The sequence below is a fragment of the Kitasatospora sp. NPDC015121 genome, from assembly GCF_055562955.1.
This window is the reverse complement of record NZ_JBVHEH010000002.1, coordinates 256,511-280,734: the sequence shown is the minus strand read 5'-3', so window position 1 is coordinate 280,734 and position 24,224 is coordinate 256,511. Positions and strand designations below refer to the sequence as shown.

Below are 24,224 nucleotides of genomic sequence, written 5' to 3'. Positions count from 1 at the left end.
CCCCGTGGGCCCCACCCGTGCGGGCCCGGAATTACCGGTTCAGGCGGCGGCCAGCTCGAACCAGGTGGTCTTCCCGTCCGCCCGGAGCTGGACGCCCCAGTCGTCGGCGAGCGCCTCGACCAGGAACAGCCCGCGCCCCGAGGTGGCGGTCTCCGGGGCCGTCCGGCGGTTGGGCGCCTGCGCGGCGCCGTCCTGCACCTCGACCCGCAGCCGGGACTGCTCGGTCAGCACGGCGTCGAACACGGCGCCCCGGCCGGTGTGCACCAGCGCGTTGGTGACCAGCTCGGACGCGAGCAGCTCGGCGGTGTCGGCGAGCTCGGCGGGGACGCCCCAGTGGTCCAGCGCCGCCCGGAGCCGCCTGCGGACCGCACCGACCGCGGGCAGGTCCGCCGCGTCCAGCGAGGCGTGCACCCGGCGGTGCAGCGCGCAGCCGGGTTGGTGCTCCACCGACTGGTGCCCTCCCGACGCCCGGTGCGCCGGTCCCCGGTACTCGGCGTCCTCCCGCCACGTGGCCGACCGCTGTCGCGGAAACCTCGCCTGACCGTCCATCAACCTCTACTGCCCCCGCGGTAGTCCCAAGGCGGCCTCCCCTCGTCCCCCGCCGGGGCGGCTGCCGCTTCTCGCTCTCCTCTTGCCCACTCAGCACCCGCAAAACCCTCCGGGGGCCCGTCGAGCGGCCGGGGCGGTCGGCGCCCCGCCCGCCCGCAGCCCGCCCGCCGCCGTCCCGCCGCCAGCCCGCCGTCCCCCGCCCGCTGCGTCCAGAGTGTCGGCGGTGCTAAGTTTGAACGGCGTTCTAACATCTGTACCGACCATCCCTCCGCGACCCCCGCAAAGCGAGGCACCGTGCGACTGACCCCCACCGAACGGGACCGGCTGCTGATCTTCACCGCGGCCGAACTGGCCCGCGCCCGCCGGGCGCGGGGCGTGCGGTTGAACGTGCCCGAGGCGACCGCGCTGATCGCCGACACGGTCTGCGAGGCGGCCCGCGACGGCCGCCGGCTGGCCGAGGCGATCGAGGCCGGCCGCACCGTGCTGGGCGCGGCGGACGTGCTGCCGGGCGTCGCGGACGTGGTGACCGTGGTGCAGGTCGAGGCGGTGTTCGAGGACGGCACGCGGCTCGCCGTGGTCACCGACCCGTTCCGCGGCGCGGGCTCGCTGGGCGAGGACGCGCCGGGCGCGGCGCTGCCGGGCCCGGGCGCGGGGTACGACCCGGTGGAGGAGACGGTGCTGCTGCCGGTGCGCAACACCGCCTCGGTGCCGATCTCGGTGACCTCGCACTTCCACTTCTTCGAGGCGAACCCGCGGCTGGCCTTCGACCGGGCCGCCGCGTACGGCACCCACCTCGCGGTGCCGGCCGGTTCCTCGGTGCGCTTCGACCCGGGCGCGACGGTCGAGGTCGGCCTGGTGCCGATCGGCGGCGCCCGGGTGGCGATCGGCTTCGCGGGGCTGGTGGACGGCCCGCTGGACGCGCCGGGCGCGAAGGAGGCGGCGCTGGCGAAGGCCCGGGCGACGGGCTACCTGACGGAGTTCGGCGGCCCGCTCGACGACGCGGAGCCCGCGCGGTGACCGCCCCCTCGACCCCCCGGAAGGACCCCGCATGAGCGCCATCACCCCGCACGACTACATCTCGGTGCACGGCCCGCGCGCGGGCGACCGGGTCCGGCTCGGCGACTCGGGGCTGATCGTCCGGGTCGAGTCGGACTCGCAGGCCCCGGGCGACGAGTTCCTGGCCGGGTTCGGCAAGACCGCCCGGGACGGGCTGCACCTGAAGCCGGCCGCCGTCCGGGAGACCTGCGACGTGGTGGTCTCCAACGTGCTGGTGATCGACGCGGTGCTGGGCATCCGGAAGACCTCGATCGGCATCCGGGCGGGCCGGATCGCGGCGATCGGCCGGGCCGGCAACCCGGACACCCTGGACGGGGTGGAGGTGGTGGTCGGCACCGGCACCACCATCGTCTCGGGCGAGGGCCTGATCGCCACCGCCGGCGCGATCGACACCCACGTGCACCTGCTCTCACCGCGCATCATGGAGGCCTCGCTGGCCTCCGGGGTGACCACGATCATCGGCCAGGAGTTCGGCCCGGTCTGGGGCGTGGGCGTCAACTCGCCCTGGGCGCTGCGGCACGCGTTCAACGCCTTCGACGCCTGGCCGGTCAACATCGGCTTCCTGGGCCGCGGTTCGTCCTCCGACCCGGCCCCGCTGGTGGAGGCGCTGGCCGAGGGCGGCGCGTCCGGCTTCAAGGTGCACGAGGACATGGGCGCGCACACCCGGGCGCTGGACACCGCGCTGCGGGTCGCCGAGCAGTACGACGTCCAGGTGGCGCTGCACACCGACGGGCTGAACGAGTGCCTGTCGGTGGAGGACACCCTCGCGGTGCTGGAGGGGCGGACCATCCACGCCTTCCACATCGAGGGCTGCGGCGGCGGCCACGTGCCGAACGTGCTGAAGATGGCGGGCGTGGAGAACGTCATCGGCTCCTCCACCAACCCGACCCTCCCGTTCGGCCGGGACGCGCTGGGCGAGCACTACGACATGATCGTCTCCGCCCACGACCTCAAGCCCGACCTGCCGGGCGACGCGGCGATGGCCCGCGACCGGATCCGGGCCGGGACGATGGGCGCCGAGGACGTGCTGCACGACCTGGGCGTCATCGGCATCACCTCCTCCGACGCCCAGGGCATGGGCCGGGCCGGCGAGACGGTGCGCCGCACCTTCGCGATGGCGGGCAAGATGAAGGCCGAGCTCGGCCCGCTGGACGGCACCGGCTCGTACGGGACGGCCGAGGGCGGCGACGACAACGAGCGGGTGCTGCGCTACATCGCCAAGCTGACCATCAACCCGGCCATCGCGCACGGCCTCGCCCACGAGGTCGGGTCGATCGAGCCCGGCAAGCTGGCCGACCTGGTGCTGTGGCGCCCGGACCACTTCGGCGCCAAGCCGCAGCTGGTCCTGAAGGCCGGCTTCCCGGCCTACGGCGTGGTCGGCGACCCGAACGCCTCCACCGACCGGTGCGAACCCCTGGTGCTGGGACCGCAGTTCGGCGCGCACGGGGCCACCGCCGCGGACCTCTCGGTGGCGTTCGTCGCCCAGGCGGCCGCCGACTCCGCGTACTTGGACGTCGCCGGCGACCAACTGCCCACCCGCAGGCGCCGGGTGGGGGTGCGCGGGACGCGCGGCATCGGCCCGCGGTCGATGCTGCGCAACGGCCGGGTCGGGCGGGTCGACGTCTCCGCGACCGGACTGGTCTCGCTGGACGGCGAGCCGCTGCGCTCGGCCCCCGCCGACTCGGTCTCGCTCAGCCGCCTCTACTTCCTCTGAACACCCCTCACCTGCATAGGACCCGACCCCATGACCAGCTCCCCCACCCCCGCCGCGCTCGGCTTCCGGATGCCCGCCGAGTGGCACCCGCACGAGCGCACCTGGATGGCCTTCCCCACCGCCAACCCGACCTTCGACGGCGCCGAGCAGCTGGACGCGGCCCGCCGCGCCTGGGCCGAGGTCGCCAACACCGTCGTCCGGTACGAGCCGGTCACCGTGGTGGTCAACACCGGCGAGGGCGAGGACGCCCGCCGCTACCTGGCCGCCGGGGTGGAGACCGTCGAGCGGCCGCTGAACGACGCCTGGATGCGCGACATCGGCCCGTCCTTCCTGGTCGACGACCAGGGCGCGGTGGCGGCCGCCGACTGGGTGTTCAACGGCTGGGGCGCGCAGTCCTGGGCCCGCTGGGACAAGGACCAGGACATCGCCGAGCACGTCACCGGGCTGACCGGCGTGCGGCGCTTCGCCTCCCGGCTGGTCAACGAGGGCGGCGGCATCCACGTCGACGGCGAGGGCACCGTCCTGGTCACCGACACCGTGCAGCTCGGCGAGGGCCGCAACGCCGACTGGACCCGCGAGCAGGTCGAGGCCGAGCTGCACGCCCACCTGGGCACCGGCAAGGCGATCTGGCTGCCGCGCGGACTCACCCGCGACTACGACGAGTTCGGCACCCGCGGCCACATCGACATCGTCGCCTCGTTCGTCCGCCCGGGCACCGTGGTGGTGCACTCCCAGCCCGACCCGGCCCACCCCGACCACGCCGTCTGCCGGGAGCTCGCCGAGATCCTGCGCGGCGCCACCGACGCCCGCGGCCGCACCCTGGAGGTCATCGAACTCCCGGCCCCCACCGTCCTGTTCGACGAGGACAGCGAGCCGGTCGACTACTCGTACATCAACCACTACGTGGCCAACGGCGTGGTCGTGCTGTGCGCGTTCGACGACCCGCGCGACGAGCAGGCCAAGGCGATCCTGGAGAAGGCCTACCCGGGCCGCACGGTCGAACTGGTCGACGCCCGCGAGATCTTCGCCAACGGCGGCGGCATCCACTGCATCACCCAGCAGCAGCCGCGCCCCTGAGCGCGTCCGGACCGGTCACGGCCGCGGGCCGGAACCCGCCTCCCGGGGGGAGGGGTTCCGGCCCGCGGCCGTCGGTCGCGACCGGTCAGGTCAGTGGCGGCGTCCGGAGCGGCGCCCGGCCAGGACGGTCAGCAGCACGCCGCCGACCGTGAGCACCCCGGCCAGCACGCCCAGCGCCCTGCCGGGCACCGCGGAACCGGTGTGCGGGAGGCTGCCGCCCCCGCTGCCGCCGGGTGACGCGGTCGATCCCCCCGCCGAAGCGGACCCGGTGGCGCCGGGCGACGGCGACGGGCTCGGCCCGGTCGAGCCGGACGGGCTGGGCGAGGGCGACGGCGACGGGCTCGGGCGCGGCCCGGTCGAGCCGGACGGGCTGGGCGAGGGCGACGGGCTCGGCTCGGGCTCCGGGGGCAGCAGGCCCAGGTCGAGGTCGAGGTCGCGTTGCCCGCCGGCCAGCGGGACGGTCTGGGTCAGGCCGGTGGCCGGGTCGCCGTCGGAGTCGACCGCCGGGTCGGTGCCGACGTGCCGGGCGGTGACGGTGGTGCCCTGCGGGAGGGTCGCCAGGTCGAAGCGGACGGCGTACGAGCCGTCGGGCAGCCGGTCGAACAGGTAGTGGCCGCTCGCGTCGGTGGTGGCGGTGACCGGCGTGCCGTTCAGGTCGCGGACCGGCTGACCGGCCGCGTCGAGCAGCGCCACGCCCACCCCGGCCACGCCGGGCTCGCCGGCCGTCTGGCGGCCGTCACGGTCGTCGTCCCGCCAGACCAGGTCGCCCAGCGCGTTGTTCGACGGCGCGGTCTGCCGGACGGCGACGCCGACCTTCGCGGGCTCGGCGGGCAGCAGCCGGCCGCCGGTGGTGTCGGTGGCGGTGTAGGCGAAGGAGTTCCAGGCGTACGCGGCGTCGGGCGCGTCGTAGGGGGCGGTCATCGGCCACTCCAGGGTGAAGGAGGCGCCGGGGTCGAGGGTGCCGGGGCGGCTGATCCGGAACCAGGCGGCGTTGCCGGGGCCGGGGAAGGTGCTGCTCCAGACCGCGGCGGGGTCGCAGCCGGGGTCCTGGGCGGGCGGCAGCAGGGCGTCCACGCAGGGCCGCTTCGCGGTGGTGTACTCGATCACCACGCTGGGGTCGCTGCTGATCAGCGGGAGCCGCAGCGAGGGGTCCCAGGCGCTGCCGCGGGGCGCGCCGGGGTTGAGCACGTAGCCGTCGCCGGGGGTGGGCAGCCGGTCGTAGGCGAGGAACTCGGTGACCGGGTCGGGCGAGTCGTTGCGGACGGTCATCCGGTAGGACAGCAGGCCGCCGGGGGTGGTGGTGCCCATGCTGCCGTAGTCGGCGTCGAGGTCGCCCCTGACCTCCTTGTAGGAGCGCAGCACGCTCGGCACCTGCACCTCGACCTGCGAACTCGCGTGGCACATGGTCTCGGTGCGGTCGCCGTCGCCGTTCAGGTCGAGCAGGTCGGGGACGCCGCCGTCGACGCCGCCGTAGAAGCAGGCGACCGGGAGGGTGGGCTGGTCGGCGGTGACGAAGACCTCGTTGAGGAGGGTGCCGGAGCGGACGCTGCCGGCCACCTGGACGTCGAACCGCACCCGGTAGGCGAGCTGGTCGTGCAGGTAGGTCATGTCGGGCGCGCCGGCCGGCCAGGTCAGTTTGAGGATCTGGCGGCCGTCGGCGCCGGGCAGCACCTCGACGGACTGCGGGAGCTTGGCGTCCGGGTAGCCGCTGGTGGTGCGCAGCGAGCCGTCGACGTAGACCAGGCCGGCCGGCAGGACGTCGTACAGCACCAGCGGGCGGTCCAGGTCGCGGCCGGTGCGGTTGTAGGGGATCACCTCGAAGGTGGCGGTGCCGCCGGCCGAGGTGACGGCGCCGGCGGTGGTGGTCTTGGCGGCGCCGAGGTTGGTGGCGGGGGTGACGGTGGTGTCGGCGCAGCCGGTGGCGGTGGCGGTGCCGGTGCCGTCGGTCGCGGTGGTGGTGACGCAGTTGGTCAGCGGGTCGGGCGCGGCGCGGCCGTCGTGGCCGGTGGCGCGGACCTGGGTGACGAGCTGGACGCCGCCACCGGGGGACCAGCCGGTGGGCAGGTCGCCGTTCCAGGTGAACCGCAGGCCGTCGAGCCAGCGCCCGGCCGGGATGCCGAGGATGTCGCCGGCGGGGTCGCCGGCGCCTTCGGCGAAGGTGACCCGGCGGTCGGTGGCGCCGTCGAAGGGGGTGCCGGGGGTGAAGGTCCGCCAGGTCGGGTCGCCGTTCAGGCGGTACTGGAAGGTCATGGTGGTGCCGGCCGGGTTCCACGGCTCGAACTGCAGGGACTGCGGGTACAGCCAGTTGTAGAGGTCGGCGGTGGTGCCGGTGCCGGGGTCGGTCATGGTGAGGCTGGTGGCGGGCGCGCCGGTGTTGGTGGCGAAGATGCTGAAGCCGTTGAGGTCGCCGGAGACCGAGGAGGCGGCCCAGCTCTTGCTGGCGGTGACCTGGACGTCGGTGATCGGCGGCTGGAACTGGTCGGTGGCGGCCTGCGCGGTGGACAGGCTCCGTTCGGGGTCGGCGCCGAGCGGGTCGCCGAACAGTTCGACGCTGTTGGTGGAGGTGCTGCCGGTGGGGAAGTCGGCCTCCGGGTAGTGGACCACCAGTACGCCGACCGACCGGCAGCCGGCCTGGCCGTTGCCGGCCCGGAACTCGCCGAGGTCGTAGCCCCAGGTGTTCGGTCCGGGGGCGGCCGGGGTCCAGCCGGGCGAGCGGCCGGTGTCGACCACGGCGCCGGCGGGCAGCGTGTCGAGCAGCCGGCTGGTGTCCAGGTCGACGTTGACGCCGTCGGTGGAGCAGGCGCTGAACTGGTAGGTGACGGTGCGCCGGTCCGCGCTGGAGGTCTGCACGCCCTTGGTGGTGCTGTACTCCGGGGTGACCTGGGCGGTGACGGTGGCGCTGCCGGTCTGCGGGCTCTCGCCGTCGACCGTCAGCTGCGCCGTGTTGGTGGCGGAGGTGCCGTTGCCGGTGGTCCAGTTGGGGAAGCGCAGGGTGACCCGGACGGAGGCGGTGGTGCCGGGGCTGAGGGTCCGCAGCTTGATGTTCAGGCTGCCGCCCGCCGTACCGGCCGCCGGGACGGTCGAGCCGGCCACGTCGACGGTGCTGGGGTCGGGCACCCAGGAGACGAACTCCATGCTCGCGGGCAGCTGCTCGGTGATCACGCCGTTCAGGCACTCGGTGACCGAGCACGAGTACTGCAGGGTGTAGGTGACGTTCTCCCCCGGCGCGACGGTGCTCCTGTCGGCGGTCTTGGTGAACGACACGGCGGCCTGGGCGGACGGGGCTACCACGCCGCTGCCGAACAGCGAGGCGGCTAGCACCGTCAGGACGGAGGCGATCCGCCCGGTCCGATGGGGAGTACGCATGCTGCGCAGTCCATCGGACCGCGGGCACCGAACCGGTGGCGGCGCGAACCGGTCCCCGCACTTCTCACCCGCCCGGCGCAGCCTTCTCCAGCCGTCCGACTGACGGCGGGTCACCCGGAGCCCGTGCCGCCGGGCTCAGTACCAGCGCTCCTCCTCCTCGTGGCGGCGCTCGCGCCGGCGGCGTTCGACCATCGCGGCGACGGTGCCGGTCAGGAAGGCGTCCCAGCAGTCCCGTTCCAGGGTGGCGGTCCGGCCGGTGCCGGCCGTGCAGCGCGGGCACTCCCGGCAGGGGCGGTAGCGGTGGTCGGGGCTGCCCGGCTGCGGTCCGGCCTGCGACTGGTCGGCGGTCACGGCTCCTCCTCGATCTGGGCCCAGATGACGGTCTGCCCGTCCGCGGTGACGGACCCCCACCGGTCGGCGGTGCGCAGGGCCTGGAGCAGTTCGCTCCAGGTGGGGACGTCGTCGGGCGGGCAGGGGATGCTGATCCGGGTGCTGCCGGGGGCGGACCGGACGTCGGCGCGCACGCCGGTGGCCCGTTCGATCGCCGTCCGCAGGTCGGACGCGCGCGTGCTGATCTGCACCACTCCCCCAGGGTACGCATAGGGCTATGCTCTACACGTAGAGTAGTGCCACGAGGGATACTGTGTCACCGATCGGCCGGACCGCACACCCCTCGGAGGACGTCGATGACCGCCAGCGGGCCCTCCGCTTACCTTCAGGTGGCCGAGCAGATCCGCGAGCGGATCGCCGCGGGCGAGTACCCGCCGGGCAGTCAACTCCCGTCCCTGGCCGAGCTGCAGGCCCAGTACGGCTTCTCGCACGGCGTCGGCCAGTCCGCGTACCGGCTGCTGGAGCAGGAGGGCGTGGTGCTCGCCAAGCAGGGCCGCGGCTACTTCGTCCGGGTGCAGGAACCGCGCCGCACCCTGGTCCGCCGGGGCGACGGCAAGCCCGGGCCGGACACCGCGGGCCTGGCCGAACAGGGCGCCGCCGCGACCTGGCGCAGCCACTCCACCACCGAGGCCGCGAGCGACGAACTCGCCGACCGCCTCGGCGTCGAGCCCGGCAGCCCGGTCATGCACACCTCGTACGTCTACCTGGTCGACGGCGAACCCGGCTACCTCGCCGAGTCCTGGGAGCCGATGTCCGTCACCGGCCACCACCTGATCGTGCTGCCCGAGGCCGGCCCGTACACCGGGGTCGGCATCGCCGCGCGGATGGCCCTGATCGGCATCGAGGTCGGCGACCCCGTCGAGGAGGTCACCGCCCGCACCCTCACCCGCGCCGAGGCCCAGACCCTCGCCCTGCTCCCCGGCGCGCCCGCCCTCGCCATCCGCCGCACCCACTACGACCGCGCCACCGGCCGCCCGGTCGAGACCGCCGACCTCGTCCTGCCCGGCGAGCGCTGGACCACCCGCTACGGCCGGCGCCCCGGCGACTGAGCCCGCGCCCGCGCCGTAGGGGAGACTGGGCTCCGACCGCACCGTCCCCCGAGGAGTACCACCCATGGCGCAGCCCCGCCCCCGCCGCCCGGCGCGCCCCCGCGAAGAGGTCTACGCCGCCGCCCGCGCCGCGATCGCCGAGCACGGCCTCGCCCGGCTCACCATGGCCGGCCTCGGCGAACAGCTCGGCATGAGCGCCGGACACCTCCTCTACTACTTCGGCAGCAAGGACCAGCTCCTGCTGGAGACCCTCGGCTGGAGCGAGGCCCAGCTCGGCGAACGGCGCAGCCGCGAACTCGCCCGCCGCGAGGTGCCCGTCCTCGAACGGCTCGACCGCTACCTGGAGCTCTACCTCCCGGAGGGCCCCGGCGACCCGCGCTGGATCCTCTGGATCGAGGTGTGGAGCCGCTCCCCCGGCACCGCCGACCTCCGCCAGGGCCAGCTCGACATCGAGGCCCCCTGGCAGGACGACCTCACCGCCCTCCTCGCCGAAGGCCGCACCGCCGGCCTCCTCCCCGCCACCGGCGCCACCCCCGACCGCGCCACCCAGCTCCGCGCCCTCCTCGACGGCCTCGCCATCCCCCTCGCCATCGGCCTCCCGCGCACCACCCGGCCCGCCGCCCTCGCCCAGGCCCGCTCGGCGGCGCACGCCCTGCTGGGGATCTGAGTCCGCTCCGGGCGGCCCCGGCTACTCCGTCCAGACCGCCGCCGCGGTCCGGTCGTCCGCGTAGCCCTTGGCGCGGACCTGGATCTGGCGGAGGAAGTCCACGGTGCCCGGCGGGTGCGGGTGCGCCCAGTGGCTGGAGAGGAAGTGCGCGACGGCGGGCTCCTCGGCGATCGGGGCGGCCAGGCCCGGGGTGCAGAGCAGCAGGATGTCGCCGGAGGTGGCCGGGACGAGGCGGAAGCGGAACGGCCGGGGCGCGGGCATCGAGGCCGGGGGCAGCGGGGGCTGCCCGTCGGGGTGGTGCAGCAGGCGCGCCGCGTACGCGTCGATCCAGTGGCCCGAGCGCAGCAGGTAGAGCCCGCCCGGGCCGGTGCCGAACGCGGCGCGGTGGGTCGCGTTCGGGTCGGCGGACATCAGCAGGCAGTGCAGCGAGGCCTTCTCCTCCGGCGGCAACCCGGTCGGCGTCCCGTCGGCGTCCGCCGCGGCCTCCTCCGCGGCGCCGCGCAGCTGCACGGCGGCCTGCAGGGCGATCCGCTGGAGGCCGTAGCGCAGGCGGTCGCGGGCCCCGGCCCGCAGGTCGGCGGCGAGTTCGGCCCGGCTGCGGCCGATCGCGGCGGCCAGCTGCCGGCCCGCCTCCGCGGCCGCGGCCGACCCCCACCGGGTGTCGGCCCGGCGGGCGGGCGCGGCCAGCACGGTCAGCACCAGCGCCTCCTCGCCCGCGCCGAACCGGGCGGTGAGCAGGCTGTCGGTGCGCGGCTCGCCCCGGTAGCGGGCGGAGTCGCCGCGGATCGACACCGCCCGCAGCGTGGTGGCCGCGAACTGGGCGCCGTCGATCGCGGTGTCGGGCACCAGCGTGCCCAGCCCGTCCGGGTCGGCGGCCGGCAGGCTGGTCGGCTCCGGCGCGTAGGTCGGCGGCCGCTCCCCCACGTGCGGCACGGCGGGCGCCTGCGGACGCCCCGTCCAGGGCGCGGCCCGCCCCGGCTGCTGGGCCGCCGGCCCGGGCTCGGGCGCGGGCTCCGGTTCAGGTTCGGGCGTCGGTTGGGGCGTCGGCTCCGGTTCGGGCGTCGGCGTCGGCTCCGGTTCAGGCTCCGATGCCGGTTGGGGCACGGGCTTCAGCATCGACGCCGGTTCGGGCGCCACCAGCGGTACGTCCGCCAGGGTCGGTGTCGGCACCGGCTCGGGCTCGGGCTCGGCCTCCCCTTCGGCTGCGTCCTGGCTCTGGCTCTGGTCCGGGTCCGGGAGGTCCGGCCAGGCCGCCTCGGCCCAGCTGCGCGGTGACGGCCCGAGCTGCGCCTCCGTCTCGTCCGCCGCCGGTGCCGCCGGTGCCGCCTCGGGGGCTTCCGCCGGGGGCGGCGTCTCGTCGGCGGTGGGTCGCCGTTGCGGGGCGATGAGTCCGGCCGCGGTGGTGAACCAGTCGTCGACGGTGCCGGTGTCGGCCTTCGCGGCAGGGGTGTCGGGGAGGGTCCCGGCGGGCCCCGCGTAGACGGTGTGCCACCAGGCGTCGTCGGGACGGGGCTCCCTGCCTGCGCCCTGCTCGTTCAACTGATCGCTCCTGATCCGTGAGGGGGCCGGACATCAGGCCATTCTTCCGAAGGACGGGCGCGATGTCCGGGATTCGGGTCATCGCGCGGACGGTCGGGGAGGTGTTCCGGCCACCGGGGGCGGCGCGGGCGCCGACAGGACCTTCGGGACGGGGCGGGAGGGCGTTCGGCCGGAAAATGAGAGGCCGGTTGGGGCATCGCTTCACCCGATCGGCTGATTAATATGTGCGCATGACCGCGCCAGGATCTCGTACTCGCCCCGGAGGGCCCGCCCACGCGGTGCTCCGTCCGGCGGCGGTGCTGTGGTCCCTGCTGCTGGCCGGGCTGCTCGCGCTGCTGCCGTGCGCCGCGAGCGCGCGGACGCTGAGCGGTGCCCCGGCGTCCGGCCCGGAGGCGCACGGCGTGTCCGCGCGTCCGGTCGCGGTGCCGGTCGAGCGGCCGTCCGGACGGACGGCCGCCGCGGAGCGCACGGACGCGGCGGCGCGGCACGCGGTGCGGCACCTCGCGGTGGCCCCGGACGCGTCCGGCGCGGGGTTCGTCCTGTGCGTCGCGGAGGGCCCGGGCCCGGTGCCCGGGCACGGCTGCTCCAGCCACCCCTTCTGCGGCCCGGAGTCGCACCTGCCGAACGCGCCCCCGCAGCCCGGCACGGCCGTCCGTCCGCAGCTGGTCGCCCCGCCGGCGCCGTCGGCGGCCGCGGCCTGCGGCACCCCGACGGGGTCCCACCACGCCCCCGACCTGCACGTCCTGCAGGTTCACCGGTCCTGAGCGGAACCCACCGCCGACCGACGCCCCGCCGCGCGGGGAGGTCGGCGGCTCCGCTGCCCCCACCCCACCGCAGACCGCCGTGCCGAGCACGGCGGGGACAAGGAAGACATCCATGGGTTCCGCCTCGAAGCAGTCCAACCCGACCGGCAAGCAGCCCAAGCCGGGCAGCAAGAACGCCCAGCAGGCCGACCGCCGGGCCCGGATCGCCGAGCTGCGCGCCATCGAGCAGCGCCGCGAGCGCCGCAACAAGATCCTCACCATCGGCATCTCGTCCGCCCTGGTGCTCGCCATGATCGGCGGCGGCACCTGGCTGGCGCTGGACGCCAAGGACAAGAGCGACAAGAAGGCGGCCGCTGCCCAGGCCTCGGCCGACGCCGCGCAGAAGGCCAAGGACGACGCCGCGAAGGCCGACATCCCGGGCCTGCAGACCTTCGGCAAGCTCACCCAGAACCACGTCAAGACCGAGGTGAAGTACCCGCAGACCCCGCCGGTCGGCGGCGACCACGACCCGGTCTGGCAGACCTGCATGGGCAACGTGTACGACAAGCCGGTCCGGAACGAGAACGCCGTCCACTCGCTGGAGCACGGCGCGGTCTGGGTCACCTACAACGGCAAGGCCACCCCCGAGGACATCAAGGCCCTCGGCGACAAGGTCAAGGCCACCCCGTACAGCCTGATGAGCCCGTACCCGGACGAGGCCGGCACCATCACGCTGACCGCGTGGAGCAACCAGCTGGTGGTGGACTCCGCCAGCGACCCGCGGGTGGAGACCTTCTTCGCCAAGTTCGTGCAGGGCCCGCAGACGCTTGAGCAGGGCGCCAGCTGCAGCTCGGGGCAGATGTGACCGCGACCCCCGCCGGTGACGGCGACGGCGAGCGGGAGTTCGAGCAGGAGCTGCCGGCCGGCCCGCGCGGGCGGCGGCGGTTCTGGTGGCCCGCCGCGCTGGCGGCCGTGGTCGCGCTGGGGCTCGGCGTGCCCGCGCTGGTCTCCGGCAGCACCCCGGCGTCCGGCAGCCCGACGGCCGCCGCCTCGGCCGCGCCGGCCACCGACTCGGCGGAGGCCGGGTTCGCCCGCGACATGGCCACCCACCACCAGCAGGCCATCGACATGTCCTTCCTCGTCCGGGACCGCACCCAGAACGAGGAGGTGCGCGGCCTGGCGTTCGACATCATCAACACGCAGGCCAACCAGCGCGGCATGCTGATGGGCTTCCTCGACCAGTGGGGCCTGTCGCAGAGCACCACCGCCAAGCCGATGACCTGGATGAACCACCCGTACGAGGCGCACGACGGCGCGCTGATGCCCGGCATGGCGACCAACACCGAGCTGGACCGGCTCCGTTCGCTCAGCGGCCGGGACGCCGAGGTGTACTACCTGCAGCTGATGATCAAGCACCACAGGGCGGGCGCCGAGATGGCCCAGGCGTACGTGGACGCGGGGCGCAACGCCCCGGAGAAGCGGCTCGCCCAGGGCATGGTCGACGCGCAGCACTCCGAGATCCAGCTGATGACGGACATGCTCGCCGAGCGCGGCGCGCAGCCGGCTCCCTGAGCCCGGCGGGTCCACCGCGCCGGAGGGCGCCGCCCGGGGAACCTCCCGGGGCGGCGCCCTCCGGCGTTCCCGGGGTGCCCGGGGTGCCCCCTTCTCACCCCCGGCAGAGCCGGGCGGCCAGGCAGGCGACCGCCGCGAGCAGCAGCGGGACGGCGCGGCCGCCCGCCGCCGGGCCGGCCTGGTGGACGGCCAGCACCGGCAGCGCGGTGCCGAGCGCGGTGCCGAGGCTGCGCACCATGTTGACCAGTCCGCCGCCGACGGCGGAGCTCTGCGCGGGGATCGCCCGCATCACCAGGGCGTTGTTGGCGGGCAGCAGCAGGCCCAGGCCGTAGCCGGTGAGCAGCAGCGGCGCGGAGGTCGTCCAGGGGCCGGGGGCGGGCAGCAGGGCGAGGCCGAGGAGTCCGGCGGCGGCGGTGAGGGCGCCGCAGCGGCAGCGGGCGGCGTCGCTCCAACGGCGCGGCAGCAGGGCGCCGCCGGCGGTGGCGGCGAGGGCGAACGCGGCGGGCAGGGCGGTGATCGCGGCGCCCGCGGCGGTGGCGGTGGCACCGCGGGCGGCGAGGACGACGGGCTCCAGCACCAGCGGGCAGAACAGCAGCAGGTAGCCGGTCAGCGCGACCAGCAGGCCCGCCCGGATGCCGGGGGTGTTGACCAGTCCGGGCGGGATGATCGGGCGGTCGGCGCGGCGCTCCTGGCGGACCAGGGCGAGCGTCGCGGCGGCGGCCGCGACCAGCAGCGCGGCCACCGCCCAGCCGGGCAGCGGCAGGCCGGAGGCGGCGGACAGCGCGAGCAGCAGGCCGGTGGAGGAGCCGGCCAGCAGCAGCAGCCCGGCCAGGTCGAAGCGCCGTCCCTCGCGGCCCTCCCCCCTCCCGCCGCCCTCGCGGGCGGGGCGGCGGCCGTCGGGGAAGGTCCGGGGCAGCAGGAACCAGCCGGCCAGCAGGCCCAGCCCGCCGACCGGCACGTTGACCCAGAACGCCCAGCGCCAGGAGGCGTGCGCGACCAGCAGGCCGCCGAGGGTCGGGCCGAGCGCCAGGCCGAGGGCCTGGGCGGCGGCCTGCACGCCGAGCGCGGTGCGCATCGCCCGTTCGGGCACGCCGCGGGCGACCAGGGCCACGCTGTTGGCCTGCATCATCGCGCCGCCGACGGCCTGCACGGCTCGGCAGGCGATCAGCACCGTCAGGTTCCCGGCCAGTCCGGCGCCGAGCGAGGCGGCGGCGAACACCGCGAAGCCGCCCAGGTACACGGTCTTGCGGCCGACCAGGTCGGACAGCCTCCCGACCGGGGCGAGCAGCGCGACCAGCACCAGCAGGTACGCCAGCGCGACCCACTCGACGGCGGCGAACGGGGCGGCGAAGTGGCCTTCGAGCGCGGGGAAGACCAACGAGGTGACGCTGGCGGTGAGTTGGCCGAGGAAGGCGCCCAGGCAGACGGTGCCGACGGCCAGCCAGTGCGCGTGCGGCCAGCGGGCGACGGCGCGGGGGCGGGGGCGCTCGGCGAGTTGCAGGGTGTCGAGCAGCCGGGCGGCCACCGCGGGTTCAGCCATGCGCAGAACATATCTGCTAGCGACATAATCGTTCAAGGAGCATTCCCGCCCGCCCCCGCCCACCACCTCCCCCGCACTCCAGCCCCTCGCTCCCGCCCTCCGGACAAGCGGGGCGTTCCGGCCGGTGGACGGGTGGACTCCCGGTAACCCGCCGGTCGCCGGACGCTACGCTGTCCGGCATGTCTTCGCAGCCCCAGCCCGTCCCGCACCCGTCCGGCCCCGCGGCCGCGGCCGACGACGCACTCGCCGGGGCACAGCAGCTCACAGACGTGATCACCCGGCTGCGCCGGGCGCTGCGGAGCTCGATCCGCTCCGAATTCCCCTGGGAGGCCCTGCCGATGGCCCAGGTCGAACTGCTCCAGACCCTCGCCCCCGCCCCCCTGCGGGTCGGCGAGCTGGCCGCCCGTCAGCGCCTCGCCCCCAACACCGTCAGCGGCCTGATCTCCAAGCTCCTGGACGCCGGCCTGGTCGACCGCCAGCCCGACCCCGGCGACCGCCGCACCGCCCGGATCGCCCTCACCGAGGCCGGCCACCAGCAGCTCCGCGACTGGCGGAGCGCCCACGAACGCCGCCTCGCCACCGCCCTCGAAACCCTCACCCCCACCGACCGCACCGCCGTCATGCGGGCCCTCCCGGGCCTCGACCGCCTCGCCCACTCCCTGGCCGGCACCGACCCGACCCGCTGAGGCCCCCACCTGCCGGGGCCCCGCCCGTCACGGCCCGGCCCCGCGAAGGCACCGACGGCCTCGGAGTCCACCGTGCTTACCGGCGGACTCCGAGGCCGTTGGCATCTCCCGGCTCCGGGCGGCGGCGGCTAGACCGCGCCGCCGGGGGCGAGCTGGGTGGTCACCAGATAGATGGGTATCCAGCCGAGCGTGACCACCGCCATGAAATACGTGCACAAACTCCCCTTGCCCCGAAAGGGGTGGAGAGGGCGGGAGGCGGGGCGATCGCCCGGGCGCGTGCGTGACATTTCAGTGTTCCATTTGTGTTGGTTCCGTGGCTTCCGGAGGCCGGTGGCCTCCCATCGGGAAGGCTATCCACCTTCCGCCACGATCATCAACTCCGGGGGATGGGTACCTCTGACCCCGGGATTCGCCGGGATGTCGAATGCCCGACACCCCGGCGGACCGGCCGATCCGGTCGCAATCGACTACTGGTCGAATCTGATCATTTTGGATCGCCGTGGAATTGGCGGGATCCCCGCGCGGGCGTTTCGGGCCGACTCTCCCGATTGCACCGGAGGAGGGATTCGGTCAAGTCGCCCAGGCTCGGTGCCGAGCCCCCGAAGGGCTCCGGCCGGTGGGACCGACCGGGACCCCTCCCGTCGTCCCCCTCCTCCCGAGGGGTGGTACCAATGACCGCCTCCACCTGCCGCAGACCGTCCCGCGCCACCCGCTCCTCGTGGGCGGCCCCGATCCCGGCCGCCAGGTCGGCCGCGGCGGAGTAGTCCCGGTGCGCCTCCCCGTATTCCTCCCCGACGTGGTGGATCCGGCCGAGCGCATTGCGCGCATCGATCACGTGCCGGACGTCCCCGAGGATTTCGAAGGTCCGGGCCGCCGAATTCAGCAGGGCGACGGCCCTCTCGGATTCTCCGGGAACGTCCAGGGTCAGTGCGAGATTGAGCCGGACCGCCGCGACATCGGTCTCCGAAAGTTCACCCCCGTCGAGTTCCAGGAGGGCTTCGAACGACATCCGGGCGGATCTCAGGTCCCCGGTGCCCAAATTCAGTCCCCCCAGGTTGTTCAGGAGTGACGCGGTGCTTCGGGTGTCGCCGATGCTCCGGAAGATCGGCAGCGCTTCCGCGAGGCATTGGATGGCGGATTCGTGGTCGTCCAGCAGGATGTGGAAGATTCCCTGGTTGTTGAGGCTGCGGGCCAACGGCCCCTCGTCGCCGATCGAGCGGCGCAGGGCCACTGCCGCGCGCTGGTGGGTGAGGGCGGACGCCGGGTCGCCGGTCTGCCCGTGCAGTTCGGCGAGCCGGCCCAGCGCGTCGGCGTGGGCGGGCGCGTCGTCCGCGGCCCGGGCGAGGGCGAGGGCGCGCTCGGCGGCGCGGGCCGCCTCGGGGTAGCGGGCGAAGCGGGTCCGGGTCCGGGCCAGGTCGAGCAGAGCGTGCGCCTCTCGCCGGGGGTCGTCCGCCGCCCGTCCGGCCGCCGCCGCGGCCTCCTGCATGCGGTGGGCCTCGTGCCACAGCCCGGCCGTGTCCAGGTGGGGAGCGAGCGCGTGGGACAGCCAGGAGGCCTCGGTCGCGCTGCCGCTCGTGCGCAACTTCCTTTCCAGCGCGATGAGTCCGGGGAGTTCGAGGCGGAGCCAGTCGGTGGCCGCCGTACTGTCGGACCACTCCGTGACGCACGGCGGGGCGCCCTCGGGGTGCTCGGCCAGGTCCGTCGGCGGGGGCAGCCGGAAACGCTGGGGGGAACGCGCGTGATCAATTCCGATCAGTGTGCCGGCCGCGAAGGCCAGCACTCTTCGGAGGGCTCGGGAGCGGTCTTCGAGCGAATCCGTTCGATTCGCCAGAATCCTGCCGAACTCACCGATGAGATCGTGCACTGCGTACCTGTGGGGGGAGGGCTCGGATATCAGGTGGACGGTCAGGAGCGCGTCGATGGCCCGTTCCGTCTCCACCGGGGGGAGGCCGATCAGCGCGGCCGCCGTGTGCGTACCGAACTCCCCGCCCGGATGCAGGCACAGTCGGCGGAAGGCGGTCTGATGATCAGCCGCGAGGGATTGGTACGACATCATGAAGGCCCCGTCCAGGCTGCCGAGGTCGTCCCGGAGCTCGCCGATTCTCCCGTCGGTGCGGGAGAGTCGCCGGATGAGGTGTTCGAGGGTCCACGTCGGGTGCGCGCGGAAGCGGCTGGCCGCCAGGTCCAGTGCGAGCGGATGCCCGCTGCACAGCCTGGCCACCTCCGCCGCCTGCCGGGTCTCCGCACCCCGGCCCTCACCGACCAGTCGCCGGAACATCGCCTGGGAGGCCGCCGGGGACAGTCCGCCCAGCAGGACGGTGCGGACCGCGGGGAGTTCCGCCATCCGGTGGCGGCTGGTGACCAGGACGAAGGAGTCCGAGCCGGCCGGCAGCAGCGGCCGCACCTGGGCCGGGCCGACGGCGTCGTCCAGCACCACCAGGGCGCGCCGCCCGGCGAGCAGGGCGCGGCAGTCGGCGAGCAGTTCCTCCGGATCCAGGGGGATCCGGGGGGCGGGTACGCCGAACTGCCGCAGCAGCGCGGTGGCGGCCGTCTCCGGATCCGGGGACGAGCCCCCGCTGCCGTGCGCGGCCAGCGGGACGAACACCTGGCCGTCGGGGAACTCCTCGCGCAGCAGGGTGGCCGCGGCCAGCGCGAGCCCGGTCTTCCCGGCTCCGGGCATGCCGGAGACCGTCACCACGGTCAGGGGACCGGGCCGGCCGTCCGCGCTCCGGCCGGCGCTTCGCGCGGCCTCCAGGATGCTGTCCAACTCTCGCTCCCTACCGATGAGTTCGGGGGCCGAGCGGAGTGTCGAGGGAGCTCTGGCCGCCCCCTGGGGGCCCGGTGCGCCGGCCACGGCGGCCGGGCGGCGCAGCAGGGTGGCGACGGGCACCCGGCGCAGGAGCTGTTCGTTCAGGCGGCTCAGCGACTCGGCGGGATCGGTCCCCAGGTCCTCCCGCAGCCTCCGCCGGACCTCGCGGTAGACGCCGAGCGCCTCGGCCAGCCGGTCGCAGCCGTACAGGGCGGTCATCAGCAGCGCCGGGATCCGCTCGTTCCACGGATGGTCGGCGGCCAGCGCACTCAACTCGGGCACCACGTCGGCGAAACGGCCGAAGCGGAGTTCGATCTCGATCCGGGTGAGGGTCGCGGCGAGTCTGCGGTCGGCCATCAGGACGCGGGTGTTCCGCGCCCACTCGCCCGGGAGGCCGGCGAGCGGCTCCCCCTGCCAGACGTCCTCGGCCTCGCGCAGCAGCTCCCAGGCCCGGCGGTCCTCGCCCGCGTCGGCGAGGGTGCGGGCCCGTCCGGCGAGGGTACGGAAGTGGTGCCAGTCGACCCGTTCGGGCCGCGCGCGCAGCAGGTAGGTGCCGGACTGGGAGACGATCCCGGTGCGGGTGCCCGACCAGGCCTGCGTCCTGGCGTCGGCCTCCCGCAGCGAGCCGCGCAGCCGGGAGACGTAGCTCTGCAGCGTGGAGGTGGCGCTGGCCGGCGGATCGCCGTCCCAGATGCGGTCGGCGAGGACGGCGGGCGAGAGCGGCTTTCCGAGATCCAGGGCCAGACAGGCCAGCAGTATTCGTACCTTGTGCGAGCGGATCGCCAGCGGCGCCCCGTCGACCGCCAGCCCTATCGTCCCCAGAAGATGGATCTCCACCGGAATTGCCCCCTGTCGTCTGTTCTCCGGACGCGCAGGAGGCGAGCATGGCATGAGAGGGAACCGCCTGCCATACCACCGCGCGGTTCCCTGAACTGCGGATTTCCACGTTCTACGCGCAATCGTGAAACCAAAGTGGTACGGGCGGGCTGCCGGTGCCACGGTTCCCCGTCCCCGATCCGGCTTCCGCCCCGCCATGCCTAGGAGGAGCAGCGTTGGCGCACGAATCCGGCATTTCGTCGAACTCGCCAGCTCAGTACCGGCCCGAGCAGCGCAACAGCGTCGACGGGCGCGCGACGATCAACGGCCCGGTGTTCCAGGCCGGGCGGATCGAGGGGGGCGTGCACGTTTCCGTGCACGCTCCGGCGCAGCTTCCAGTTCCTCGACAGCTTCCACCCGCCCCCGTGCACCTCCCCGGGCGACAGCTCGAACTGGCTTCTCTGGAACGGGTGTTGGGCTCCGGTCGGCCGGGCGGTTCGGTCCTGGTGCTCAACGGGCCGGCCGGTGTGGGCAAGAGCGCACTGGCCGTCAGCTGGCTGCGCGCGCAGGGCGACCGCTTCCCCGACGGCACCTTCTACGCCGACCTGCGCGGCCACTCCCACGGCACGCCGGCCGATCCGGTCGAGGCGCTCGGCCGGTTCCTGCGCGCACTGGGACACACCACCGCCGTTCCCGCCGAACTCGCCGAGGCCAGCGCCCTGTGGCGCTCCGTCACCGCCCGGCTGCGGATCGCCGTCCTGCTCGACAGCGCCGCCAGCGCCGCCCAGGTACGTCCGCTGCTGCCGGGGACGGACACCTCGGCGACGGTGGTGACCAGTCGCACCCGGCTCACCGGACTCGCCATGGACGGTGCCGAGTTCCTCACCGTCGGCCTGGTCGGACCGGACACCGCGGCCGCCATCCTGGCCCGGCAGGTCGGTGCCGAGCGGATCGCCGCCGAACCGCAGGCCGCCGACCAGGTGGTCGCCCGGTGCGCCGGGCTGCCGTTGGCGATCTGCGTGGCCGGGGCCCGGATGGCGGCCCGGCCGCGGACGCCGTTGGCCGCCACCGCCGAGGCGCTGCGGCGGGAGGCCGACCGGCTCGCCGAGCTGCGACTGGACGGGGACCGGGCGGTGCACGCGGTGCTGGACGCCTCCTACCGGGTCCTCGGGCCGGAGGCCGCCCGGCTCTACCGGCTGCTCGGCCTGCTGCCCGTGCCGGAGTTCACTCCCGCGCTGGCGGGGGCGGCCGCCGAACTCCCGGCCGCGGAGACGGGCCGGCTGCTGGACGTCCTCGGGGACGAGCACCTGCTGGAGGAGCCGGCCGGCGGCCGCTACCGCTTCCACGACCTGGTGCGGCTGCACGCCCGGGAGCGCGGTGGTGCCGACGAGACGCCGCACTCGCGCCGGGGGGCCGTCCGGCGGGTGGCGGAGCACCTGCTGGCCGCGGCCACCGCCGCCGAGCGGATCATCAGCCCGAGCCGTCGGCCGCTCCCCCGCGACTACGAGCAACCGCCGCTGTGCGTACCGGAGTTCGACGGGGAGTCGGCGGCACTGCACTGGCTCGACCAGGAGCGCGGGCAGCTCGGCGCGGCCCTGCGGGCGGCGGCCGCGGACGGGCAGGACTCCCTGGTCTGGCAGCTCGCGGACGCCATGTGGCCACTGTTCCTGCGCCTGCGCGCTCATGAACTCCAGTTCGAGGCACACGAGTTGGGCCTGGCAGCGGCGCGCTCCGCGGGCATCCGGGCCGCCGAGCAGCGGATGCTGACCTCCGGCGGACACGGACTGCACCACGCGGGCCGACCCGCCGCGGCGGCCCGGTGGTACGGCGAAGCACTGGAGCTGGCCCGGGCCATGGCCGACCCGCGGGCCGAGGCCAACGCGCAGTACGGGATCGGGCAGGCGCACCGGGTGGCGGGTGAACTCGGCTCCGCCCGGCGGGCGTTCGAGGAGATGCTGCGGCTGCGCACGCTGGCCGGCTATCCCCGGGGAGTGGCGCTGGCCCGGATCGCGCTCGCCGAGGTCTCGCTGGCGGAGGGCGAATTCGACCGTGCGATCACCCATCTGGCGCAGGCGGAAGGCGAGTTGACCGAACTGGGCGACCACTACGAGGCGGCCCGGGCACTCGCGCTGACCGGTGAGGCCGAACTCGCCGCCGGACGCCTCCCCGCCGCCCGGCGGGCCCTCGGCCCGGCCCTGGCCGCCTTCCGGACCGCCGGTTCGGCCCTGTGGGAGGCCCGGACCCTGGAACTGCTCGCGACCCTGGCCGAGCACGACGGCGACCATCCGACGGCCCGGCGGCACCTGGAACGCGCCCTGGAGCTGTACCGCGGCATGGCCGCCCCGAACGCCGAACCGCTGGCCCGCCGGCTCGCCGCCCTGCCGCCGCCCGCTCCCACGCCCCAGCCACCACCCCCGCCGGCCCCGCCGGCCCCGGCCGGGTGACGAGGGCGTCGGGGGCGGGCTCTGCGAAGGGGCGACGCGTCAGAACAGCCGGTCGCCGCTCTCGTGCGCCAGCAGCCAACGCTTGGCGTCGATGCCGGCCGCGAAGCCGGTGAGACTGCCGTTGGCGCCCATCACCCGGTGGCAGGGGCGGATGATCAGCAGCGGGTTGGCGCCGACCGCGCCGCCGACGGCGCGCACCGCGCGGGGGGACTGGCCCGCGGCGTCGGCGAGTTGGCCGTAGCTGAGGGTGGTGCCGTAGGGGATGTCGTCCAGGGCCTCCCAGATCCGCTGCCGGAAGGGGGTGCCGACGGGGGCCAACCGGAGGTCGAAGGTGGTGCGCTCGCCGGCGAAGTACGCGGTGAGCTGTTCGACGGCGGGGCCCAGCGCGTCGGCGTCGGGCTCCCAGTCGGCGGCGGGGGCCGCGAGCGCGCCCTTCTGGCCGGGGGCGGTGACGGTGGCCAGCGCGAAGCCGTCGCCGTCGTGGGTGCCGCTGAGCAGCAGCGGGCCGAGCGGGCTGTCCATGGTGGTGAAGAGGGTCGTGGCGGCGGCAGGGGTGATGGTGGCGGCGGCGGTGGTGGTGCGGACGGTGCTCATGACTGGTCCTCGCGGGGCTTGCGGGTTCGGGGGAGGGTGGCGTGCCGGTCGGCCGCGGCCGACCACAGGTGGTGCAGGGCGTAGGAGCGCCAGGGCGCCCACGGGGCGGAGCGTGCGGCGGCGGTGCGCGGGTCGCCCGGTTCGCCGAGGGCGCGCAGGCCGTCGCGGACGCCGATGTCGGTGGGGAGGAAGACGTCCGGGTCGGCGAGCGCGCGCATCCGCAGGTAGCCGACCGTCCAGGGGCCGATGCCGGGCAGGGCGAGCAGGTCGGCGGCGGCCTGTTCGCGGTCCACTCCGGGGTCGAGCCGGACGGCGCCGTCGGCGAGCGCCGCGCACAGGCCGAGCAGGGCCCGGCGGCGGGCGTTCGGCATGGCCAGGTGCTCCGGGTCGGCGGCGGCGAGGGCGGCGGCGGTCGGGAAGAGCAGTCGGAGTCCGCCGTCGGCGGCGGGCAGCGCGGTGCCGTAGCGCTCGGCGAGCCGGCCGGCCAGGGTGCGGGCGGCGGCCACGGTGACCTGCTGGCCGAGCACGGCCCGGACGGCCAGCTCGTGCGGGTCGACGTGTCCGGGCGAGCGCAGCCCGGGGCGGGCGGCGGCGAGCGGGGCCAGCAGCGGGTCGGCGGCGAGCCGGGCGTCCACCGCGTCCGGGTCGGCGTCCAGGTCGAACAGGGCGCGCAGCCGGTGCACGGCGGTGGTCAGGTCGCGCAGGTCGGTGAGGGTCAGCCGGCAGTCCAGCCACCCCCGGTGGAGGGGGTCGCCGGGGCCGAGCCCGTCGACCTCGGCCAGGCCGTGCCCGTACGGGAGGGCCAGGGTGCGCCGGTAGGTGCGGGTGCCGGGGCGCGGGCCGGGGACGACCTCCTCGACGCCCGGGACGGCCCGCAGGCCGAGGAAGTCGAGCAGGTGGCCGGTGTCGATCGCGCCCCGGTAGGCCAGCCGCAGGGCGAGCGTGCCGCCGCCGGCCGGGCTGCGGCGGTGGCCGCCGTGCTCGGTGCGCAGCGCGGACGGGGTGCGGTCGTACACCTCGCGGATGGTGTCGTTGAACTGCCGGACGGAGGCGAAGCCGGCCGCGAACGCCACGTCGGTGACCGGGAGTTCGGTGGTCTGCAGGAGCAGCCGGGCGGTCTGCGCGCGCTGCGCGCGGGCCAGCGCGAGCGGGCCGGCGCCGAGCTCGGCGGTCAGCTGCCGCTGCAGTTGCCGGGAGCTGTAGCCGAGCCGGGCGGCCAGCCCGGCGACGCCCTCGCGGTCGACCACGCCGTCGCCGATCAGCCGCACGGCGCGGCCGACCAGGTCGGCGCGGTGGTTCCACTCGGGCGAGCCGGGCACCGAGTCCGGCCGGCAGCGCCGGCAGGCCCGGTAGCCGGCGCCCTGGGCGGCGGCGGCGGTCGGGTAGAAGGTGCAGTTGGTGCGCTTGGGGGTGGTGGCCGGACAGCTCGGACGGCAGTAGATGCCGGTGGTCCGCACCGCCGTGAAGAACACCCCGTCGAAGCGGGCGTCCCGGCTGTCCACCGCCCGGTACCTGGTCTCGTCGTCGATCACGCCTTCCAGTCTGCGTGATCGCCGGAGCCCCGACTGGCGGGATTCGGACATCGCCGTGGGTGTCCCGGGCGGTCGCGGTCG

Annotated in this window: 19 protein-coding genes; 10 read left to right on the top strand and 9 right to left on the bottom strand. The window is 75.3% G+C overall.

The annotated features are described in order from the left end of the window. Positions 1-39 precede the first annotated feature (39 nt). Entirely contained in the window at positions 40-447 is a 408-nt protein-coding gene (locus tag ACZ3J7_RS03200) for an ATP-binding protein (RefSeq protein WP_465616261.1), read from the bottom strand. Positions 448-843: 396 nt separating this feature from the next. On the opposite strand from ACZ3J7_RS03200, the gene ureA reads away from it, so the two are divergent. Genes ureA through ACZ3J7_RS03185 form a run of 3 tightly spaced genes read left to right on the top strand, consistent with a single transcriptional unit; the run spans position 844 to position 4,396 of the window. Further along, positions 844-1,566, top strand: coding sequence for an urease subunit gamma (gene ureA, locus ACZ3J7_RS03195; protein ID WP_465616259.1), 723 nt, complete (start codon positions 844-846; stop codon positions 1,564-1,566). Positions 1,567-1,597: 31 nt separating this feature from the next. Beyond that, positions 1,598-3,319 (top strand): urease subunit alpha, encoded by a 1,722-nt coding sequence (locus tag ACZ3J7_RS03190; protein WP_465616258.1) that lies wholly within the window; start codon positions 1,598-1,600, stop codon positions 3,317-3,319. 30 nt (positions 3,320-3,349) lie between these two features. Continuing rightward, positions 3,350-4,396 carry an agmatine deiminase family protein gene (locus ACZ3J7_RS03185; protein WP_465616256.1) on the top strand — a complete coding sequence of 349 codons (1,047 nt, stop codon included), beginning with the start codon at positions 3,350-3,352 and terminating at the stop codon, positions 4,394-4,396. Between the two features lie 90 nt (positions 4,397-4,486). On the opposite strand, the gene ACZ3J7_RS03180 is transcribed toward ACZ3J7_RS03185, so the two are convergent. From ACZ3J7_RS03180 to ACZ3J7_RS03170, 3 genes are all read right to left on the bottom strand, one after another. After that, complete coding sequence (locus ACZ3J7_RS03180; protein ID WP_465616254.1) at positions 4,487-7,762, bottom strand: SdrD B-like domain-containing protein; 3,276 nt, start codon at positions 7,760-7,762, stop codon at positions 4,487-4,489. 135 nt (positions 7,763-7,897) lie between these two features. Continuing rightward, positions 7,898-8,113, bottom strand: coding sequence for a hypothetical protein (locus ACZ3J7_RS03175; RefSeq protein WP_465616252.1), 216 nt, complete (start codon positions 8,111-8,113; stop codon positions 7,898-7,900). Further along, positions 8,110-8,346, bottom strand: coding sequence for a hypothetical protein (locus tag ACZ3J7_RS03170; protein ID WP_465616250.1), 237 nt, complete (start codon positions 8,344-8,346; stop codon positions 8,110-8,112). Before ACZ3J7_RS03170 ends, ACZ3J7_RS03175 begins: the two co-directional genes overlap by 4 nt. A 135-nt stretch (positions 8,347-8,481) precedes the next feature. On the opposite strand from ACZ3J7_RS03170, the gene ACZ3J7_RS03165 reads away from it, so the two are divergent. After that, positions 8,482-9,201 (top strand): GntR family transcriptional regulator, encoded by a 720-nt coding sequence (locus tag ACZ3J7_RS03165; protein ID WP_465616248.1) that lies wholly within the window; start codon positions 8,482-8,484, stop codon positions 9,199-9,201. Between the two features lie 64 nt (positions 9,202-9,265). Further along, positions 9,266-9,868, top strand: coding sequence for a TetR/AcrR family transcriptional regulator (locus tag ACZ3J7_RS03160; RefSeq protein ID WP_465616247.1), 603 nt, complete (start codon positions 9,266-9,268; stop codon positions 9,866-9,868). 21 nt (positions 9,869-9,889) lie between these two features. On the opposite strand, the gene ACZ3J7_RS03155 is transcribed toward ACZ3J7_RS03160, so the two are convergent. Beyond that, the gene (locus tag ACZ3J7_RS03155; protein ID WP_465616245.1) at positions 9,890-11,407 is read right to left on the bottom strand and encodes a PP2C family serine/threonine-protein phosphatase; all 1,518 of its coding nucleotides are present in this window, start codon (positions 11,405-11,407) and stop codon (positions 9,890-9,892) included. A gap of 230 nt (positions 11,408-11,637) precedes the next feature. Between ACZ3J7_RS03155 and ACZ3J7_RS03150 the strand changes: the two genes are divergently transcribed. The 3 genes from ACZ3J7_RS03150 to ACZ3J7_RS03140 all read left to right on the top strand — a co-directional run bounded on the left by ACZ3J7_RS03150 (position 11,638) and on the right by ACZ3J7_RS03140 (position 13,722). Next, a complete protein-coding gene (locus tag ACZ3J7_RS03150; RefSeq protein WP_465616243.1) occupies positions 11,638-12,171 on the top strand; it encodes a hypothetical protein in 534 nt (177 codons plus the stop codon). A gap of 112 nt (positions 12,172-12,283) precedes the next feature. Continuing rightward, positions 12,284-13,015 carry a DUF3105 domain-containing protein gene (locus ACZ3J7_RS03145; RefSeq protein WP_465616241.1) on the top strand — a complete coding sequence of 244 codons (732 nt, stop codon included), beginning with the start codon at positions 12,284-12,286 and terminating at the stop codon, positions 13,013-13,015. Continuing rightward, positions 13,012-13,722 carry a DUF305 domain-containing protein gene (locus ACZ3J7_RS03140; RefSeq protein WP_465616239.1) on the top strand — a complete coding sequence of 237 codons (711 nt, stop codon included), beginning with the start codon at positions 13,012-13,014 and terminating at the stop codon, positions 13,720-13,722. Before ACZ3J7_RS03145 ends, ACZ3J7_RS03140 begins: the two co-directional genes overlap by 4 nt. A 94-nt stretch (positions 13,723-13,816) precedes the next feature. Here the strand turns inward: ACZ3J7_RS03140 and ACZ3J7_RS03135 are convergent, their stop codons facing one another. Beyond that, positions 13,817-15,262, bottom strand: coding sequence for an MFS transporter (locus ACZ3J7_RS03135; protein WP_465616237.1), 1,446 nt, complete (start codon positions 15,260-15,262; stop codon positions 13,817-13,819). Positions 15,263-15,441: 179 nt separating this feature from the next. On the opposite strand from ACZ3J7_RS03135, the gene ACZ3J7_RS03130 reads away from it, so the two are divergent. Beyond that, a complete protein-coding gene (locus ACZ3J7_RS03130; RefSeq protein ID WP_465616235.1) occupies positions 15,442-15,948 on the top strand; it encodes a MarR family winged helix-turn-helix transcriptional regulator in 507 nt (168 codons plus the stop codon). Between the two features lie 484 nt (positions 15,949-16,432). On the opposite strand, the gene ACZ3J7_RS03125 is transcribed toward ACZ3J7_RS03130, so the two are convergent. After that, a complete protein-coding gene (locus ACZ3J7_RS03125) occupies positions 16,433-19,594 on the bottom strand; it encodes an AfsR/SARP family transcriptional regulator (RefSeq protein WP_465616233.1) in 3,162 nt (1,053 codons plus the stop codon). 215 nt (positions 19,595-19,809) lie between these two features. On the opposite strand from ACZ3J7_RS03125, the gene ACZ3J7_RS03120 reads away from it, so the two are divergent. Continuing rightward, entirely contained in the window at positions 19,810-22,017 is a 2,208-nt protein-coding gene (locus ACZ3J7_RS03120) for a tetratricopeptide repeat protein (protein WP_465616231.1), read from the top strand. A gap of 39 nt (positions 22,018-22,056) precedes the next feature. Here ACZ3J7_RS03120 and ACZ3J7_RS03115 read toward each other — a convergent pair whose 3' ends face one another. Beyond that, positions 22,057-22,611: a methylated-DNA--[protein]-cysteine S-methyltransferase gene (locus ACZ3J7_RS03115; protein ID WP_465616230.1), complete on the bottom strand. Its 555-nt coding sequence runs from the start codon at positions 22,609-22,611 to the stop codon at positions 22,057-22,059. Further along, a complete protein-coding gene (locus ACZ3J7_RS03110; protein WP_465616228.1) occupies positions 22,608-24,194 on the bottom strand; it encodes a DNA-3-methyladenine glycosylase 2 family protein in 1,587 nt (528 codons plus the stop codon). Before ACZ3J7_RS03110 ends, ACZ3J7_RS03115 begins: the two co-directional genes overlap by 4 nt. Between the last annotated feature and the right edge of the window lie 30 nt (positions 24,195-24,224).